Here is a 16,380-nt window from a genome sequence, read left to right on the forward strand (position 1 = left end):
AGTCCGGAGGCAGCTCTGTCATCTTTCTAGCTTCTGAAAGAGGCTCCCGGAGCAAGGTGATGAGAGTCTTTTGCGAGTTGTTGATCCAGAGTGCTGATTCCAAGAGAGGAGGGTGTGTGGATCTAAGGAAAGTTGAGTTGGGTGCCTGTAGGCTTCAGCTACTAGCTATGAATGCCTTGCTCGAGCGTGCATGCGCGGGCTTGAGGAGTGAGGAGGATGACTTGCGTTCGTTGCGACGAATCGCGGAGATGAGTGTTAGTTTGCAGGAAGATTCCGGCAGCGTGCGCAAGGAGGATCTGAGTGAAGTCGAGGCTCTTATTCTTTGTCGTCACGAGGCTGGCTGAGCGATTAGTGGCGTAGTCAGCCTCGTGTAGTCCAGCCTAGATCTTCAGCGCTTCGAGAAGATCTGCTTCGAGCTGAACTGTTTTGGCGCTATTCCCCAGCAAGGGGCCGCTCACCAGAAATGTGTCCTCGGCACGTTCGCCAAGTGTGGCAATTTTTGCTGTGTGGAGATTCACTTCATGTGCGGCCAGGATTCTTGCAATCAGAAATAGCAGACCGGGGCGATCGGCTGCAATGATCGACAGGATGTAGTGCTGCCCGCGTTCATCTGGCTGCAAGGAGACGGAGGGAGCGATCGGGAAGTGCTTGAGTTGGCGTGACAGACGGCCGCTGGATGGCGCGTCAACCACATCGGTACGCGCTAACTTAGCGGAGAGTTCATGCTCTATTAATGCGATTACATCTCGATAACTGTCTCGCTCATTGGGGTCCATGACGACAAAGCTGTCCAGCGCGTAGCCGTTGCTGGTGGTGTGAATCTTTGCATCCACGATGCTGTAACCCATGCGCGCAAAAAAAGCGCACAACCTGACGAACAGATCCTGTTGGTCGCGGGTGTATACCATGACTTGGATGCCGGCTTCGACTTGGCTTGGTCGAGCTTTTACGACAGGCTCTTCACTCCGTGGTCGGTAATACAGCATCCGCGTATGCCAGGCGATCTCGTCAGCGTCGTGGCGCAAGAAGTACAGTGTGTCGAGCTCTCGCCAGAAGGCGCTTTCCGAGTCTGGGCGCAAGCCGAAGAAGCGAAGCTTCTGTCGTACGGCTTCCTGCCGCTCTGAAATACCCATTACTTGATCCGGCTGTTTCCCGCGGAGCAACTGGCGCGATGCCAGAAATAGCGCTTCGAGCAGATTGGCCTTCCAGCCATTCCATACCTTGGGGCTGGTGCCGCGAATGTCGGCGTGGGTCAGGATGTATAGCGCAGCCAGACGGCGTTCCGTTCTGACCAGTGCAACAAATTTTCGGATAACGTCCGGGTCTGACAAGTCCTGTTTCTGAGCAATCTGTGACATTGTCAGGTGGTGCTGGACGAGCCAGACCACCAGTTGGTTGTCCTCTTTCGAAAGGCCGTGTTCGCGACAGAAACGGCGCGCGTCGGCCATTCCCAGTGTTGAGTGATCACCGCCACGCCCTTTGGCGATGTCGTGGAAGAGGGCTGCGACGAACAATAGCCAAGGGCGCTCGAATTCACTCGCCAACCGGGTCATCAGAGGATATTCATGAGCATGCTCCTCCATCAGGAAGCGGCGCACGTTACGCAGCACCTGCAGGATGTGCTGATCTACGGTGTAGGCATGGAACAGATCGTGCTGCATCTGGCCAACAATGCGGCCGAAATTAGGCAAGTAGGTGCCCAGGATGCTGTACTGATTCAGACGACGGAACTCATGAGTTTGGCCGCGGGGCTCTTGCAGTAGTTGTAGGAACAAGCCGCGGTTTGTCGAATCACGACGAAAGGCCGGCGTGATTAGTTTGCGGGCGTGCCAGAGGGCGCGTAGAGTCCGAACCGTCATGCCCTTAAGCTCGGCGTGCTGCTCCATCAGCAGAAAGGCTTCGAGGATTGCACTGGGATGACGCTCGAAGAGAGCGTCGTCAACAATGTCTAACTGATCGCCCAGGCTTTGAAAGCGTTCATTGAGGCTATGAGCCTGCCAGGAGGATAGCGGTTGATAGCGAGCGCCTAGGTTTTGCAGCAGGATAGTGTTGAGCTGGGTGATTTTCTTGGCTGCTAGGTAGTAACGCTGCATCATCACTTCTGAAGCGCGGCGCGCCTTGGTCGCCTTGAGGCCGAAGGCTTTGGCCAATGCCTCCTGATGATCGAAGATCAGCCGATCTTCACGGCGATTGGCAATGTAGTGAAGGCGGATACGCACCTGCTGCAGGAGGCGCTCATTCTTGCGTAGTGCATTCACTTCCTCACGCGTGATGAGGCCATGCCGAGCCAGCTCGCTCCAGCGTGTGCCGAGGCCTGACGCAAGCGCTATCCAGATGATGGTCTGAAGATCACGCAAGCCGCCCGGACTCTCCTTGCAGTTGGGTTCGACAGCGTAAGGCGTGTGGTTGAAGCGGTTGTAGCGCTGCTCTTGCTCGGCCCGCTTGGCGTGAAAGAAGCTCTCAGGGTCAAAGCAGCCAGTGGTTCCGGTAACAAAATGCCGATAGAGCGCTTGGCTGCCCGTGAGGCGACGAGATTCGAGTAGATTTGTCTGCACGGTGACGTCGCGGGTGGCTTCTTCAATGCACTCCTCCACGGTGCGCACGCTGTGGCCGATATCCAGACCAAGATCCCAGAGTTGGCCAATGAACTGCTGGATGCGTTCGCTCAGCGCAGGATCTGCGTCTCCTCCGAGTAAGACAAGGATGTCGACGTCAGAGCAAGGATAAAGCTCTCCACGGCCATAGCCGCCCACTGCGACCAGCGTGGCATCGGTTGGCATTCCGGTCACCTGCCAGAGTTCGATCAATATGCCGTCGACCAGCTTTGATCGGCTGTGCAGCATCCTGGTTGGGGTGCCGTGCTGTTCATATTCATTGCGGATCGAGCGCTGGCCTTGCAGTAGGCGGGCGCGCAGCCTTTCGACAATTTCTCGACTCATACGGACGACTCAGTTGCGAGGAATGGACGGGTAGGCCGGGATAATGATCGGCCTGCCTGTAATCCAATCCGGAGCCTTCGGCGCTCCGGCAGAGCTGGTCATAACCTCTACGCCGTCAGCTGTGACCAGTAGAGTGTGCTCCCACTGGGCTGACAGCGAACGATCCTTGGTGATGATTGTCCAGCCATCCGGCAGCTCAGAGATGGCAGCTTTGCCAGCGTTGATCATCGGTTCGATAGTGAAGATCATGCCTTCCAGAAGTTCGGTGCCCGTGCCGGGGCGCCCGTAATGGACGACCTGCGGCTCTTCGTGGAATTTTCGTCCGATTCCGTGGCCGCAAAATTCGCGAACCACCGAAAAACCTGCGCCTTCAGCGTGTTGCTGGATGGCGTGGCCAATGTCGCCCAAGCGTGCTCCAGGGCGTACCTGTGCAATGCCCAGCCACAGACATTCCAGGGTGATTTGGCACAGCCGCTTCGCAAGAATGCTGCTCTCTCCGCCTACGATGAACATACGGCTGGTATCGCCATGAAAGCCGTCCTTGATGACGGTAATGTCTAAATTGACTATATCCCCTTTTTTCAAGGCTTTCGGGCCGGGCACACCATGGCATACCTGATGATTGATCGAGGTGCAGATCGATTTAGGGTATGGGAAGTAACCGGGAGGCGCGTAATTCAGCGGCGCCGGCACACAACCTTGTACCTTGACCATATAGTCATGACACAGACGATCGAGCTCTTCGGTGCTGACCCCGGGGTGAACGAAGGGCTCGATGTAATCCAGTACTTCGGCGGCGAGACGGCCAGCGACGCGCATGCGTTCTATTTCGTCAGCGCTCTTGATGACAATGCTCATTGTGAACAGCTGTTTCATGATCGGGGGAGTGTCAAGGCTAACCCAGAAGGCACTACCGGGCAAACCTGTGCGCCAGCTTGAATGCGCTGAGTTGCTTGAGGCTACGGGCTTTGCGCTGCTATAATCTTTGGCTAAGTCCAGTTCGGACTTGGCTGGTCGTCCGCAGAGCTTCTCTCGGTGGCCAGAAAATCCACACGTTCGCCGGATCGGGTCTGTCTCTTCGGGGCAGCAAGACTGCGCATTGCGCGGCACGGCGAACGGAGGCTAACCCTGATATTTGGAGTATCAAAATGGCAGTGACCATGCGTCAAATGCTGGAAGCTGGTGTCCACTTCGGCCACCAAACACGCTTCTGGAACCCCAAGATGGCCCCCTTTATTTTTGGCCATCGCAACAAGATTCACATCGTCAACCTCGAAAAGACCCTGGTTAAGTACAACGAAGCCATGGCTTTCGTGAAGAAGCTGGCCGCCAACAAGGGTAATGTGATGTTTGTGGGTACCAAGCGTCAGGCTCGCGAGATTCTCGCTGAAGAAGCTCAGCGTGCCGGTATGCCCTATGTTGACGAGCGTTGGCTCGGCGGCATGCTGACCAACTTCAAGACGGTTAAGGGTTCGATCAAGCGCCTGAAGGATATGGAGCAGATGTTTGAAGATGGCTCCGTCGAACGTCTGTCGAAGAAAGAAGCCCTGCTGGCCAAGCGAGAGCTGGAAAAGCTGACCAAGAGCCTTGGCGGGATCAAGGATATGGCTGGTCTGCCGGATGCGATTTTCGTGATCGACGTCGGCTACCACAAGATTGCCATTACCGAAGCCAGGAAGCTCGGTATTCCGGTGATCGGGGTGGTTGATACCAATCACTCTCCCGAAGGCGTGGATTATGTAATCCCGGGTAACGATGACTCCTCCCGTGCTATCCGTCTGTATGCCCAAGGCGTGGCTGATGCTGTGCTGGAAGGCAAGAACAACATGGTGCAGGATATCGTCGCCGCTGCTTCCGACGAATTTGTCGAAGTGCAAGAAGGCGCCGAACAGGCGTAATAAGTCTGCTGCAAGCTCGCTGGTGGTCCGGCTTGTCGGACCGCAAGCGAGCCTGTTGTTTTTGAAGTTAACTTACAGAATTCAGGAGTAAGCATGGCGGCTATTACCGCAAGCATGGTTGCTGAACTGCGCGGCAAGACTGACGCGCCCATGATGGAATGCAAGAAGGCTCTGACCGAAGCTGACGGCGATATGGTCAAGGCCGAAGAAATTCTGCGCGTGAAGCTGGGCAACAAGGCCTCCAAGGCGGCCGCCCGTGTGACAGCCGAAGGCATTGTTGGCACCTATATCTCGGCTGACGGCAAGCTGGCAGCAATCGTTGAAGTGAACTGCGAAACGGACTTCGTTGCCAAGAACGATGATTTCCTGGGCTTTACCAAGTCTGTGGCTGAACTGATTGCAACTCAGAACCCGGCTGATGTGGCTGCTATCTCGGCGCTGCCGCTGGATGGCTCGACCGTTGAAGTCGTGCGTACCGCGCTGGTTGGCAAGATTGGCGAGAACATCAGTATCCGTCGTTTCGAACGCGTCGAAGCCAAGGGCAAGGTGGCTGCGTATATTCACGGTGGCGCCAAGATTGGCGTCCTGGTGGATCTGGTCGGCGGTGAAGATGCTTTGGCGCGTGATATCGCCATGCACATCGCTGCCTCCAAGCCGAAGTCTCTGGATGCTTCTGGTGTCGATGCTGCTGCCATTGACTCCGAACGCCGTGTTGCAATCGAAAAGGCCAAGGAAGCCGGCAAGCCGGAAGCCATGATCGAGAAGATTGCTGAGGGCTCGGTGCAGAAATTCCTCAAGGACGTGACTCTGCTGGGCCAGGTCTTCGTGAAGGCTGAAGATGGCAAGCAGACAATTGAGCAATTGCTGAAGAGCAAGTCTGCTTCGGTTGCTGGCTTCTCCCTGTTCCTGGTGGGTGAAGGCATCGAGAAGAAGGTCAATGACTTTGCTGCTGAAGTGGCTGCTCAAGCAGCTGCCGCCGCTGCTGCACGCTGATCGGAGTACTAAAAATGCCCACTGCCTATAAGCGAATTCTTCTTAAACTTTCCGGCGAAGCCCTGATGGGCGATGATGCTTACGGTATCAACCAGGGTGTGGTGTCCCGCATCGTGGCGGAAGTGGCGGAAGTTGCTCGCCTCGGTGTCGAAGTAGGCATCGTGATTGGCGGTGGCAACATTTTTCGTGGCATGGCTGGCGCGGCTTCCGGTATGGACCGCGCCACTGCCGACTACATGGGTATGATGGCGACCATCATGAATGCCATGGCTCTGGGTGATGCAATGCGTGTGGCCGGCGTGGCTGCCCGTGTTCAATCAGCCCTGAATGTGGAGCAGGTGGTTGAGCCCTATATCCGTAACAAGGCGATCCGTTACCTTGAAGAAGGCAAGATCGTGATTTTTGCGGCGGGTACTGGCAACCCTTTCTTCACCACTGATACGGCTGCTGCTTTGCGTGGCACCGAGATGGAAGCCGAGATTGTGCTCAAGGCAACCAAGGTTGATGGCATCTATACGGCGGACCCGAACAAGGATCCGTTGGCGACTCGTTTCACGAAAATTTCCTTCGATGAAGCTATTTCGCGCAATCTGCAAGTTATGGATGCCACTGCTTTCGCGCTGTGTCGCGATCAAAAGTTACCGATCAAGGTTTTCAGTATTTTCAAGCCTGGTGCGCTGATGCGCGTGGTTATGGGCGAAGACGAAGGTACGCTGGTGCATATTTGAGGGCCTGATGATGATTGCCGAGTTGAAGAAAACCACCGAACAGAAGATGCAAAAGTCCGTTGAGGCCCTGAAGGCCAACCTCGGCAAGGTTCGTACAGGTCGAGCTCATGCCGGCCTGTTGGACCACCTGACGGTTGACTACTACGGTAATCCCACGCCAATCAACCAGGTTGCTAATGTGACCTTGCTGGATGCGCGTACCATCGGGGTGCAGCCGTGGGAAAAGCCCATGATTGCCAAGGTCGAGAAAGCTATTCGCGATTCCGACCTGGGGTTGAATCCTTCGACCATGGGGGATGTGGTACGTGTTCCGATGCCCATGTTGACCGAAGAGCGCCGCAAGGATCTCATCAAGGTTGTCCGTCATGAAGCTGAAGAATCTCGTATCGCCATCCGTAATCTGCGGCGGGATGCCAACAACGGCCTGAAAGAAGCTGTTAAGGCGAAGGAAATCTCGGAAGACGATGAACGACGCACGCAGGATGACGTGCAAAAACTTACTGACAAGTACATCGCTGAAGCCGACAAGCTGCTCGCTCAGAAAGAGCAAGAGCTAATGCAGATTTGATGCGCGCGCCGTAATTGTCCGGTTCGCCATTTCATGCTCTCTCGTCTCATCAGTTCGACTCGCGGCATTCCTGAGCGTAATGATGTTCCTGCGCACATTGCCATTGTCATGGATGGGAATGGGCGCTGGGCGCGCAAGCGCCTGTTGCCCCGGGTTGCAGGACACAAGCGAGGGCTGGATACCGTGCGCAAGGTCGTCAAGCTTTGCGTCGATCAGGGGGTTTCGCACCTGACATTATTTGCTTTCAGTTCGGAGAACTGGCGCCGTCCGGCTGATGAGGTCTCATTCCTGATGCAGCTCTTCATGCAGGCTCTGCGTGAAGAAGTCAAAAAACTCCACAAGAACAACATTCGCCTGCGCGTGATCGGCGATCTTTCTCGTTTTGATCCTGAACTGATCGAAACCATCCGCTTAGCTGAAGTTCAGACTGGCGGCAATACTGCACTCACCCTCTCCATCGCCGCCAACTACGGTGGACGCTGGGATATTGTGAATGCTGTCAATGCCATGTTGGCCTCCAGCCCCGAGAAGCAGGGGGCATACACTGAAGAAGATCTGGCCCCGCATCTATGTCTGGCCGACGCTCCGGAGCCTGATCTCTATATCCGGACAGGTGGTGAGCAGCGCATCAGCAATTTCCTGCTCTGGCAGCTGGCTTACACCGAGTTTTACTTCACCGATTGTCTGTGGCCAGATTTTGATGAGGCTGCTTTTGCACAGGCGATCGATTCCTATCGCAAGCGTGAGCGTCGATTTGGTCGCACCAGTGAGCAACTGGCCAGCGGCCCCGACAAACAGGACTGAATATGCTGAAGCAGCGCGTCATTACCGCACTGATGCTGGGTGTGGGCATCATTCTGGCCATTTTTTTTCTGCCTGATTGGGCCTGGGGGGCTTTAATCTCTCTGGTTGTGCTGCTTGCTGTGCGTGAGTGGTGCGGGCTTGTCAAGATTGGCGTGCTTGGTCAGCTTGTGATCGCATTGCTAAGCGTGCTGCCGATACTCTATTGCGCCAGCACGCCACGTGAATTGATTGAAGATCTTCCGTTTTTGCTTGCTGCGCTGTATCTCATCAGTGTTTCGTTCTGGCTGTTTTCTGTGCCAACCTTTCTGTATTTTCGTATGGAGCCGGCTGGTTGGTACTGGAAGTACTTCGCTGCAATTCTGATGTTGAGTTCCTGTGGGATGGCAATGCTGGAGCTACGGCGTGCCGATCCTCTGCTGATGGTGGCGGCTATTCTGGTGGTATGCATAGCTGATATTAGTGCCTTCTTTGCTGGCAGGCGTTTTGGCAAACGCAAGCTGGCGCCCGAAATCAGCCCAGGTAAAACTTGGGAAGGTGTGTGTGGAGCGATTGCTGGAGTGCTGGTTTTTTGCTTACTGCTGTGGTTTTTTGTGCCAGCAATCCGGAATGCACTGAACCTACCGCTCATGTTGATTTTCTCGCTATTGGCTGTCGCGGTATGTGTAATGGGCGATCTGTATGAATCCTTGCTCAAGCGTGAAGCGGGTGTTAAGGACTCAGGAAGTCTGTTGCCGGGGCATGGTGGAGTGCTGGATAGGATTGATGCAATGCTGGCTTTCATGCCTTGCGCAGGCGCACTGCTTTTGTTTATTCAGCTGGCCTGAGGAGTTCTGGCGTGAAGCAGGTTCTGACTGTTTTGGGCGCGACGGGCTCGATAGGCCTCAGTACGCTGGATGTAGTGAGCCGGCATCCGGAGCGCTATGAAGTCTTTGCGCTGAGTGCCCACCGTCAAGTCGCCAAGCTCGCAGAGCTGTGTCTGCAATTTAGCCCTCGCGTTGCTGTTGTGGCCGGTCCTGGTGAGGCGCTTGAGCTGAGGCGTTTGCTGGTTGGCAGAGTGTTGCCGGAAATTCTGTACGGACCAGAGGCTCTTGAGTTGGTCGCAAGCGCTCCAGACGTCACCACCGTCATGGCGGCGATTGTCGGAGCGGCTGGGTTGGGCTCTTGTCTAGCTGCTGCGCGAAGTGGCAAACGGGTCTTGCTGGCCAATAAGGAAGCTTTGGTCATGGCTGGCGATGTATTCATGAAGGCGTTGCGTCAATCTGGCGCGGTGCTATTGCCTATCGATAGCGAGCACAATGCCGTTTTCCAGTCGCTTCCTGCAGGGTTTGCCTACGGCCTGAAAGGAAGTGGTGTACGCAAACTGGTGCTGACGGCCTCGGGAGGCCCTTTCCGTCAGTTGGAGCCGGCTTTGCAGCGTACAGTGACCCCGGAACAGGCTTGTGCACATCCGAACTGGTCTATGGGACGCAAGATTTCAGTTGATTCCGCCACGATGATGAACAAGGGGCTGGAGGTTATTGAGGCGAGCTGGATTTTCGGTGTCGATGCAGAGCGGATTGATGTGTTGATCCATCCGGAGAGCGTGATCCATTCCATGGTGCAGTACGAAGATGGTTCTGTGATTGCCGAATTGGGTAATCCGGATATGCGCACCCCGATTGCTCACGCACTGGCTTATCCGGAGAGGATCTGCTCGGGCGTCGAGAGTCTGGATCTCACCCGTATTGCTCGCCTTAATTTTGAAGTGCCAGATTTTGGGCGTTTTCCTTGTCTGCGGCTGGCTTATGCAGCACTGAAGGCTGGACGGAGCGCCCCTGCGCTTCTCAATGCGGCGAACGAGGAGGCTGTTTCTGCGTTCCTTGAGCGTCGCCTGCGTTTTGATCAGATTGCCCGCGTGGTTGAGGCTGTGCTGGATTCGGCGGAGGTGGTTGAGCTGAATGATCTTGATGCTGTCCTTGCGGCAGACGCACGGGCTCGCGAGTGCGCGCGTGTGCAGATTCGTTGTCTCGAAACGGTTACCGCATGAGCATCCTGCACTACGCCTTGTCTTTTTTGTTGGCTATCGCCGTCCTCGTGGCTATCCACGAATGCGGCCATTTTCTGGCTGCCCGCTGGTGCGGGGTTAAGGTTTTGCGTTTTTCTCTGGGCTTTGGTCCAGTGATGTTTTCGCGGCGTTTCGGCAAGGATGAGACTGAGTTTGTACTGGCGGCTGTGCCACTTGGAGGCTATGTTCGTATGCTGGATGAGCGCGAGGCTCCGGTTGCGAACGGCGAGTTAGCGCGTGCATTCAACACTCAGTCCGTTGGCAAACGCAGCCTCATCGTGCTGGCGGGGCCGTTAGCGAATTTTCTGCTGGCGGTGCTGGTGTATTCGTGTCTGGCTTGGGCCGGTACCCGCGATTTGCCGGCCCGGCTTGGTGCTGTGCCGGCTGCGACAGTTGCTGCCCAGGCCGGATTGCGTGAAGGCGACGTCGTCCTGCGCGTGGATGGCCGGGATGTGCGTGGCTGGAGTGAGTTGCGTGCACGATTGCTGCAGAACGCGCTGAGTGAAGAAGTGCTTGTGCTCGATGTGCAGCGTGGTGAAGCTGAGCTTACCTCTTTGAACTTGCCGCTTGCTGGCATCGAGATTGACGAGCGCGCAGCCGACCCGATGTTGCAACTGGGGCTCGTGCTGCCGCCTCCACGAATTCCACCAGTGCTTAGCAAGCCGTTGCCGGCCAGTCCTGCCGCACGTGCTGGATTGCTCGCTGGAGATCGCATCCTGGCCGTGAATGCTCAGCACATTGAGATATGGGCTGAGTTCGTTGAGCGGATTGCCTCCTCTGCCGGAAAAGACGTTTTGCTGGAAGTGCAGCGTGGCGAGTCTGTAATGCAATTGACCGTACGACCTGAAGCCCAGGCTGGGAGCACGCGTGGCCGCATCGGCGTTGCGGTGCAGACAGATGGCATTGATCTGCAGCGCGATTCAATCGAGGTGCGCTACGGTCTGTTCGAGGGGGTGTTTCAGGCGATTACTCAGACTTGGAATACGAGCCGTTTTTCGCTTGAGGTAATGGGGCACATCCTGACTGGGCGTGTCTCTTTACGCAACATATCCGGACCGGTGACCATCGCTGACTACGCAGGTCAGAGTGCCAGCGCCGGGCTTGACACTTACCTGCGTTTTCTGGCGATGGTGAGTATCAGCCTTGGTGTGCTGAATCTGCTGCCTGTGCCGATTCTGGATGGGGGACACTTACTGTATTATGTGATCGAGTACATCCGGGGAAAGCCTCTGTCAGCGCGGCTTGAGGAGCTCGGGCAACGGCTGGGGATGATCATCCTTGCACTACTGATGTCACTGGCCTTTTTCAACGATCTCAATCGGGTATTTTTCGGCTGATGTCAAAGACTTTTACTGCAATCCAGATTGGAGTCCTAGCACTCCTGTCTCCGCTTTCCTTTGCCTACTCGCCTTTCGTTGTCAAGGATATCCGCGTTGAAGGGGTTCAGCGTACCGAGGCTGGTACGGTGTTCAACTACTTGCCGATCCGGATCGGCGATTCAGTTAGCGAAGATGCCGTCGCCAAAGCCATCAAGGCTTTGTACGCCACCGGTTTTTACCGTGACGTGCGTATCGAGGTTGAAAAAGATGTGCTGGTCGTCATTGTCGACGAACGAGCAGCAATTGCGCAGATCGCCTTCTCCGGCAACAAGGAGTTTGACGCTAAGGATCTGCTCAAGGGCCTCAAAGAGGTTGGGCTCGCTGAGTCACGCACTTTTGACCGTTCCCAGCTGGAAAAGGCCGAGCAGGAAATCAAGCGCCTCTATCTGACCAAGAGCTACTACGGTGCCGAGGTGCGAACCACGGTTTCACCGCTTGAGCGCAATCGTGTGGCCATTAACTTCGAAGTGAAGGAGGGCCAGGTTGCTCGCATCAAGAATATCCGCATCATCGGCGCATCTGCTTTCAAGGAAGACCGGTTGCTTGGCTTGATGAGTCTCGAGGAGTCTGGCGGCATATTCTCCTGGTTTCGCAATGCAAAGTATTCGAAGCAACAGTTGCTTGCGGATATCGAAGAGTTGCGTTCCTGGTACTTGGATCGCGGGTATCTGAATTTTTCGATTGAGTCCACCCAGGTTTCCATTACGCCAGACAAGCAGGATGTCTACGTTTCACTTGCCATCAATGAAGGTGAGTTGTACCGGATCGGTTCCGTGAAGCTGGCTGGCGAGTTGCTTGTGCCGGAAAAAGAGTTGCGCGCGCTGGTGACACTCAAGGCTGGCGATGTTTACTCCCGCGCCAAAGTCAATGACGTAACTCGCGCGATTGCTGACCGTCTGGGGAACGATGGTTATGCATTTGCCAACGTGAATGCGGTACCGGAACTTGATGAAGCCAATCGAACGGTTTCGCTGACCTTGTTCGTGGATCCTGCACGCCGTGCATATGTTAATCGAATCAACGTGGTCGGTAACAACAAGACACGGGAAGAGGTTGTGCGCCGTGAAATGCTTCAGATGGAAAGCGCCTGGTTCGATCGTGCCAGCGTTGATAAATCCAAGCAGCGCATCGATCGCACTGGGTTTTTTCAGGATGTGTCAATCGATACAGTGCCGGTGACCGATGCCGCAGATCAGGTTGATCTGAATGTGAACGTCAAGGAACGTTCAACCGGCTCGCTTTCCCTTGGTCTGGGCTATTCTGCGACGGATAAACTCGGGCTTATGGCGTCGATTTCCCAGAATAACCTGTTCGGTAGCGGGAATGCATTGTCGCTGGCCGTCAATACAGGCAAGGTCAATCGCACTGCGTCGCTGAGTTATGACAATCCGTACTGGACAGTAGACGGTGTCAGTCGCGGTTTCGATATTTATGAGCGCAAGACTGATACTGACTCGCTCTCTGTTGGCCGTTATGCCAGCGACGCTAAGGGGGGAGGGGTTCGTTTTGGCGTTCCAATAGGTCTGGATCAACGTATTCATCTGGGCGTTTCAGTTGATAACACGGTTACAACCGTTTACGACGATAGCCCTCAGCAGTACAAAGACTTTGTCAAGCAGTTCGGCGAGGATAATACGACCTTGGCATGGACTGCAGGTTGGTCCAGCGATAAGCGTGACAGCTATCTCTATCCGATGCGTGGCCTTTACCAGAAGGTCAACATGGAAATTGCTACACCACCTGCAGAGATGCAGTATGTGAAATTCACATATCAGCTAAAGGATTACGTGCCGGTCAGTACTGACTCTTCACTGATGCTGAGTACAGATTTTGGTTATTCAACCGGTTATGGTGGAAAACCGGTCCCGTTTTACAAATACTATTATGCTGGTGGTATTGGAACTATTCGGGGCTACAAGGATAATTCTCTCGGTGCGAAAGTGACCGATGAAAGTGGCAATGAGACGGGCGACACGCTGGGCGGAACCAAGCGTTGGGTGAATACTGCTGAACTCTTTTTCCCAATGCCAGGTGTCAAAGAAAAGGATCGCAGTATGCGTCTGAGCGTTTTCTTTGATGCCGGCGTCCTTTGGGGGGTGAGTGATGCGCATTTTGGGGCTCAAGAGATGCGCTACAGTACCGGCCTTGGTTTTCAATGGATGTCGCCGATTGGGCCGCTCAAATTCAGTCTGGGCTTCCCGATTAAACCGAAGTCTGGTGATGAAACCCAGCGCTTTCAGTTCATGATCGGTGCGGTCAATTAAGCAAGGAGGAGCGAGCAATGCGTGTGCTGGTTGTAGCTTTCTTGTGCGCGGTGCTGGCCCTGCCTGGTATGGCTACGGCACAGATGCGGATCGGATTCGTGAATGCTGAACGGGTTACGCGAGAGTCTGCCCCGGCACAGCGTGCCTTGAAGCGCTTGGAGCGCGAATTCGATAAACGACAGACCGAGCTGCGTAAGATTGAATCGCAGATGCAGTCCATGCAGGCTGCGCTGGAAAAAAACGCTCCTTCTCTGCCGGATACAGAACGGCGCAGCAAGGAGCGTGAGTTTTCTGATCTCAGCCGTGACTTCCAGCGCAAGGAGCGGGCGTTGAGAGAAGACTACGCACAACGCCAGAACGAAGAGCTTGCCGGGATTCAGGATATGGCCAACCGCGTGATCCAGCAGATCGCGGAGCGCGAGAAGTTTGATCTGATCCTGCAGGAGGCGGTCTATTTCAGCCCGAATATTGATATCACGGAGAAGGTGCTTAAGGCCCTCTCTGACATCAGGTGAGCTGCGTGAATTTTAGTCTGCAAGAAATCGTTGAGTTGCTGGGTGGCGAGCTGCGGGGTGATGCAAGCGTGTCCATTTCTCAGGTCGCGCCACTTGAGCGTGCATCAATTGGCGAGATCGGATTTGTTGTACATCCTAAATATCGCCAAGCCTTGGTGGGTACCCAAGCTGCTGCAGTGATTTTGCCAGTTTCAATGGCTGAAGAAACTGCCTTGCCGCGTATCATTGCGGCGGATCCCCATCTTTATTTTGCGCGCGTGGCTCAATTACTGAATCCTGCGAAGGGTCCTTCTGCGGGGATTCACCCGCGCGCGGTCGTTCTCTCCGAGTTGCCCGACTCAGTCAGTGTTGGGGCAATGGCGTATGTCGGAGAGGGCTGCATTGTGGGCGAAAATGTCGTGATCGGCCCCGGCTGTGTTGTCGAGCAAGGCGTTTCGATCGGAGAGGGCAGCACGTTGCGCGCAAATGTAACGGTGTATGCAGATTGTATCGTCGGAAAGAATTGCATTCTGCACGCGGGCTCTGTGGTCGGAAGCGATGGTTTTGGCTACGCTCGGCACAAGGACGGTCGCTGGGAAAAAATTCCTCAGATTGGCCGCGCTGTGCTCGGCGATGGTGTCGAACTCGGCGCAAATGTCACGGTGGATCGCGGCGCGCTGGATGATACGGTTATCGGGAATGGCGTCAAGATCGATAACCTTTGCCACATTGCACACAATTGCGTGATCGGTGATAACACTGCGATGGCGGCACAGGTCGGCATTGCGGGTAGCTCGCGTGTCGGAAGTCGCGTCATGCTGGCGGGGCAGGTCGGTGTTAACGGTCATATCGAGATCGGCAATGACATTCTGATTTCTGGCGCCACAGCTGTGACCAAGGACATCAAGCAGCCCGGGGTTTATACCGCCATGTTCCCCGCAGAGCCGCACAAGGATTGGATGCGCAACGCAGCGCGTTTCAAGCGAATCGAAGCGATGTATGAGCGCATACGAGACATGGAAAAGAAACTTGAAGAATTGGAGAACAAGAAGTGAGTGGGATGGATATTCACCAAATCATGAAGTATCTGCCGCATCGTTATCCGTTCCTGCTTGTGGATCGGGTGATCGAAATGACGCTTGGGGAGCGCATTACGGCGATCAAGAACGTGACGATCAATGAGCCGTTCTTCGTTGGACATTTTCCTCATTCACCCGTCATGCCCGGTGTGCTGATCATCGAAGCAATGGCCCAGACAGCAGCGATTCTTTCCTTCAAGTCGCGCGGAGCCATTCCGGATGAGAACACCATCCTGTATTTTGCCGGGATCGACAATGCCCGCTTCAAGCGCCCGGTTCTGCCGGGTGATACGCTGACCTTCGAAGCCAAGCTTGAGCGTGAAATGCGCGGTATCTGGAAGTATTCGGCCATCGCCCGGGTCGGCGATGAAATCGCGGCTCAAGCCGATCTCATGTGCGCCATCAAGCAAATCGCATGATTCACGAAACAGCCATCGTCCATCCCTCTGCGAAGATTGCGGAAGGTGTTGAAATCGGCCCCTATAGCGTTATCGGTGAGCACGTCGAGATCGGTGAGGGAAGTGTTGTCGCCTCGCATGTCGTGATCAAGGGGCACACCCGGATCGGGCGCGAAAACAGGATTTTCCAGTTCGCTTCGCTGGGCGAGATTCCGCAAGACAAAAAGTATGCGGGCGAGCCGACTCGGTTGGAGATCGGCGATCGCAACATGATCCGCGAGTACTGCAACTTCAACATCGGTACCGCCCAGGATGCGGGGGTTACGCGCATCGGGAACGACAACTGGTTCATGGCCAGCGTGCATATCGGACATGATTGCCAGGTCGGTAACAACACGATCATGGCCAATAATGTGACCTTGGGCGGTCATGTGCATGTGGGTGATTTCGCCATTCTTGGTGGTATGGCTGCAGTGCATCAGTTCTGCATTATTGGTGCGCACTGCATGGCTGGCGGTGGTTCTATTATTACGCAGGACATTCCGCCGTTCGTGATCAGTAACGGCAGCCCTTGCACCCCGCATGGCATCAATAGCGAGGGCCTGAAGCGGCGCGGCTATTCGTCCGAGGCGATCATGGCGATCAAACGTGCTTACAAGGCGATTTATCGTCAGAATCTGTCGCTCGAAGAAGCCAAGGCCAGCATCTCTGCTGCGGTGGGTGGGGTACCGGAGCTGCAGTTGCTGCTTGATTTCTTCGCGGTCTCCACGCGCGGCATCATCCGCTGAATCC

General features: G+C 55.2%; 15 protein-coding genes. 13 read left to right on the forward strand and 2 right to left on the reverse strand.

The annotated features are described in order from the left end of the window. Window positions 1–380: 380 nt before the first annotated feature. Both Q3Y64_RS02845 and map read right to left on the reverse strand, forming a co-directional pair. A complete protein-coding gene (locus Q3Y64_RS02845) occupies window positions 381–2,939 on the reverse strand; it encodes a [protein-PII] uridylyltransferase (protein WP_303560044.1) in 2,559 nt (852 codons plus the stop codon). Window positions 2,940–2,948: 9 nt separating this feature from the next. Then, window positions 2,949–3,797 (reverse strand): type I methionyl aminopeptidase, encoded by an 849-nt coding sequence (map, locus tag Q3Y64_RS02850; protein WP_303560371.1) that lies wholly within the window; start codon window positions 3,795–3,797, stop codon window positions 2,949–2,951. A 290-nt stretch (window positions 3,798–4,087) separates the two neighbouring features. On the opposite strand from map, the gene rpsB reads away from it, so the two are divergent. The 13 genes from rpsB to lpxA all read left to right on the forward strand — a co-directional run bounded on the left by rpsB (window position 4,088) and on the right by lpxA (window position 16,376). Beyond that, a complete protein-coding gene (gene rpsB, locus Q3Y64_RS02855) occupies window positions 4,088–4,837 on the forward strand; it encodes a 30S ribosomal protein S2 (RefSeq protein WP_101943461.1) in 750 nt (249 codons plus the stop codon). Window positions 4,838–4,930: 93 nt separating this feature from the next. Then, entirely contained in the window at window positions 4,931–5,830 is a 900-nt protein-coding gene (gene tsf, locus Q3Y64_RS02860) for a translation elongation factor Ts (protein WP_101943463.1), read from the forward strand. A gap of 14 nt (window positions 5,831–5,844) precedes the next feature. Beyond that, window positions 5,845–6,558: a UMP kinase gene (pyrH, locus tag Q3Y64_RS02865; RefSeq protein WP_101943465.1), complete on the forward strand. Its 714-nt coding sequence runs from the start codon at window positions 5,845–5,847 to the stop codon at window positions 6,556–6,558. A gap of 10 nt (window positions 6,559–6,568) precedes the next feature. Continuing rightward, complete coding sequence (gene frr, locus Q3Y64_RS02870) at window positions 6,569–7,126, forward strand: ribosome recycling factor (RefSeq protein ID WP_101943696.1); 558 nt, start codon at window positions 6,569–6,571, stop codon at window positions 7,124–7,126. Between the two features lie 33 nt (window positions 7,127–7,159). Continuing rightward, complete coding sequence (uppS, locus tag Q3Y64_RS02875; RefSeq protein WP_101943466.1) at window positions 7,160–7,930, forward strand: polyprenyl diphosphate synthase; 771 nt, start codon at window positions 7,160–7,162, stop codon at window positions 7,928–7,930. A 2-nt stretch (window positions 7,931–7,932) separates the two neighbouring features. Continuing rightward, window positions 7,933–8,754: a phosphatidate cytidylyltransferase gene (locus Q3Y64_RS02880; protein WP_303560050.1), complete on the forward strand. Its 822-nt coding sequence runs from the start codon at window positions 7,933–7,935 to the stop codon at window positions 8,752–8,754. Window positions 8,755–8,765: 11 nt separating this feature from the next. Further along, the gene (gene ispC / locus Q3Y64_RS02885) at window positions 8,766–9,956 is read left to right on the forward strand and encodes a 1-deoxy-D-xylulose-5-phosphate reductoisomerase (RefSeq protein ID WP_303560051.1); all 1,191 of its coding nucleotides are present in this window, start codon (window positions 8,766–8,768) and stop codon (window positions 9,954–9,956) included. Next, window positions 9,953–11,311 (forward strand): RIP metalloprotease RseP, encoded by a 1,359-nt coding sequence (gene rseP / locus Q3Y64_RS02890; RefSeq protein WP_303560053.1) that lies wholly within the window; start codon window positions 9,953–9,955, stop codon window positions 11,309–11,311. Before ispC ends, rseP begins: the two co-directional genes overlap by 4 nt. Further along, on the forward strand, window positions 11,311–13,617 hold the full coding sequence (gene bamA / locus Q3Y64_RS02895; RefSeq protein ID WP_101943472.1) for an outer membrane protein assembly factor BamA: 2,307 nt from the start codon (window positions 11,311–11,313) through the stop codon (window positions 13,615–13,617). Before rseP ends, bamA begins: the two co-directional genes overlap by 1 nt. Window positions 13,618–13,634: 17 nt before the next feature. Next, complete coding sequence (locus tag Q3Y64_RS02900) at window positions 13,635–14,132, forward strand: OmpH family outer membrane protein (protein WP_101943474.1); 498 nt, start codon at window positions 13,635–13,637, stop codon at window positions 14,130–14,132. A 5-nt stretch (window positions 14,133–14,137) separates the two neighbouring features. Then, a complete protein-coding gene (lpxD, locus tag Q3Y64_RS02905; protein WP_303560057.1) occupies window positions 14,138–15,166 on the forward strand; it encodes a UDP-3-O-(3-hydroxymyristoyl)glucosamine N-acyltransferase in 1,029 nt (342 codons plus the stop codon). 5 nt (window positions 15,167–15,171) lie between these two features. Further along, window positions 15,172–15,609: a 3-hydroxyacyl-ACP dehydratase FabZ gene (gene fabZ / locus Q3Y64_RS02910; protein WP_101943476.1), complete on the forward strand. Its 438-nt coding sequence runs from the start codon at window positions 15,172–15,174 to the stop codon at window positions 15,607–15,609. Further along, complete coding sequence (lpxA, locus tag Q3Y64_RS02915) at window positions 15,606–16,376, forward strand: acyl-ACP--UDP-N-acetylglucosamine O-acyltransferase (RefSeq protein WP_101943478.1); 771 nt, start codon at window positions 15,606–15,608, stop codon at window positions 16,374–16,376. Before fabZ ends, lpxA begins: the two co-directional genes overlap by 4 nt. The last annotated feature ends 4 nt before the right edge of the window (window positions 16,377–16,380 follow it).

This window comes from Uliginosibacterium sp. 31-12 (assembly GCF_030548425.1).
Classification (GTDB): Bacteria; Pseudomonadota; Gammaproteobacteria; order Burkholderiales; family Rhodocyclaceae; genus Uliginosibacterium; species Uliginosibacterium aquaticum.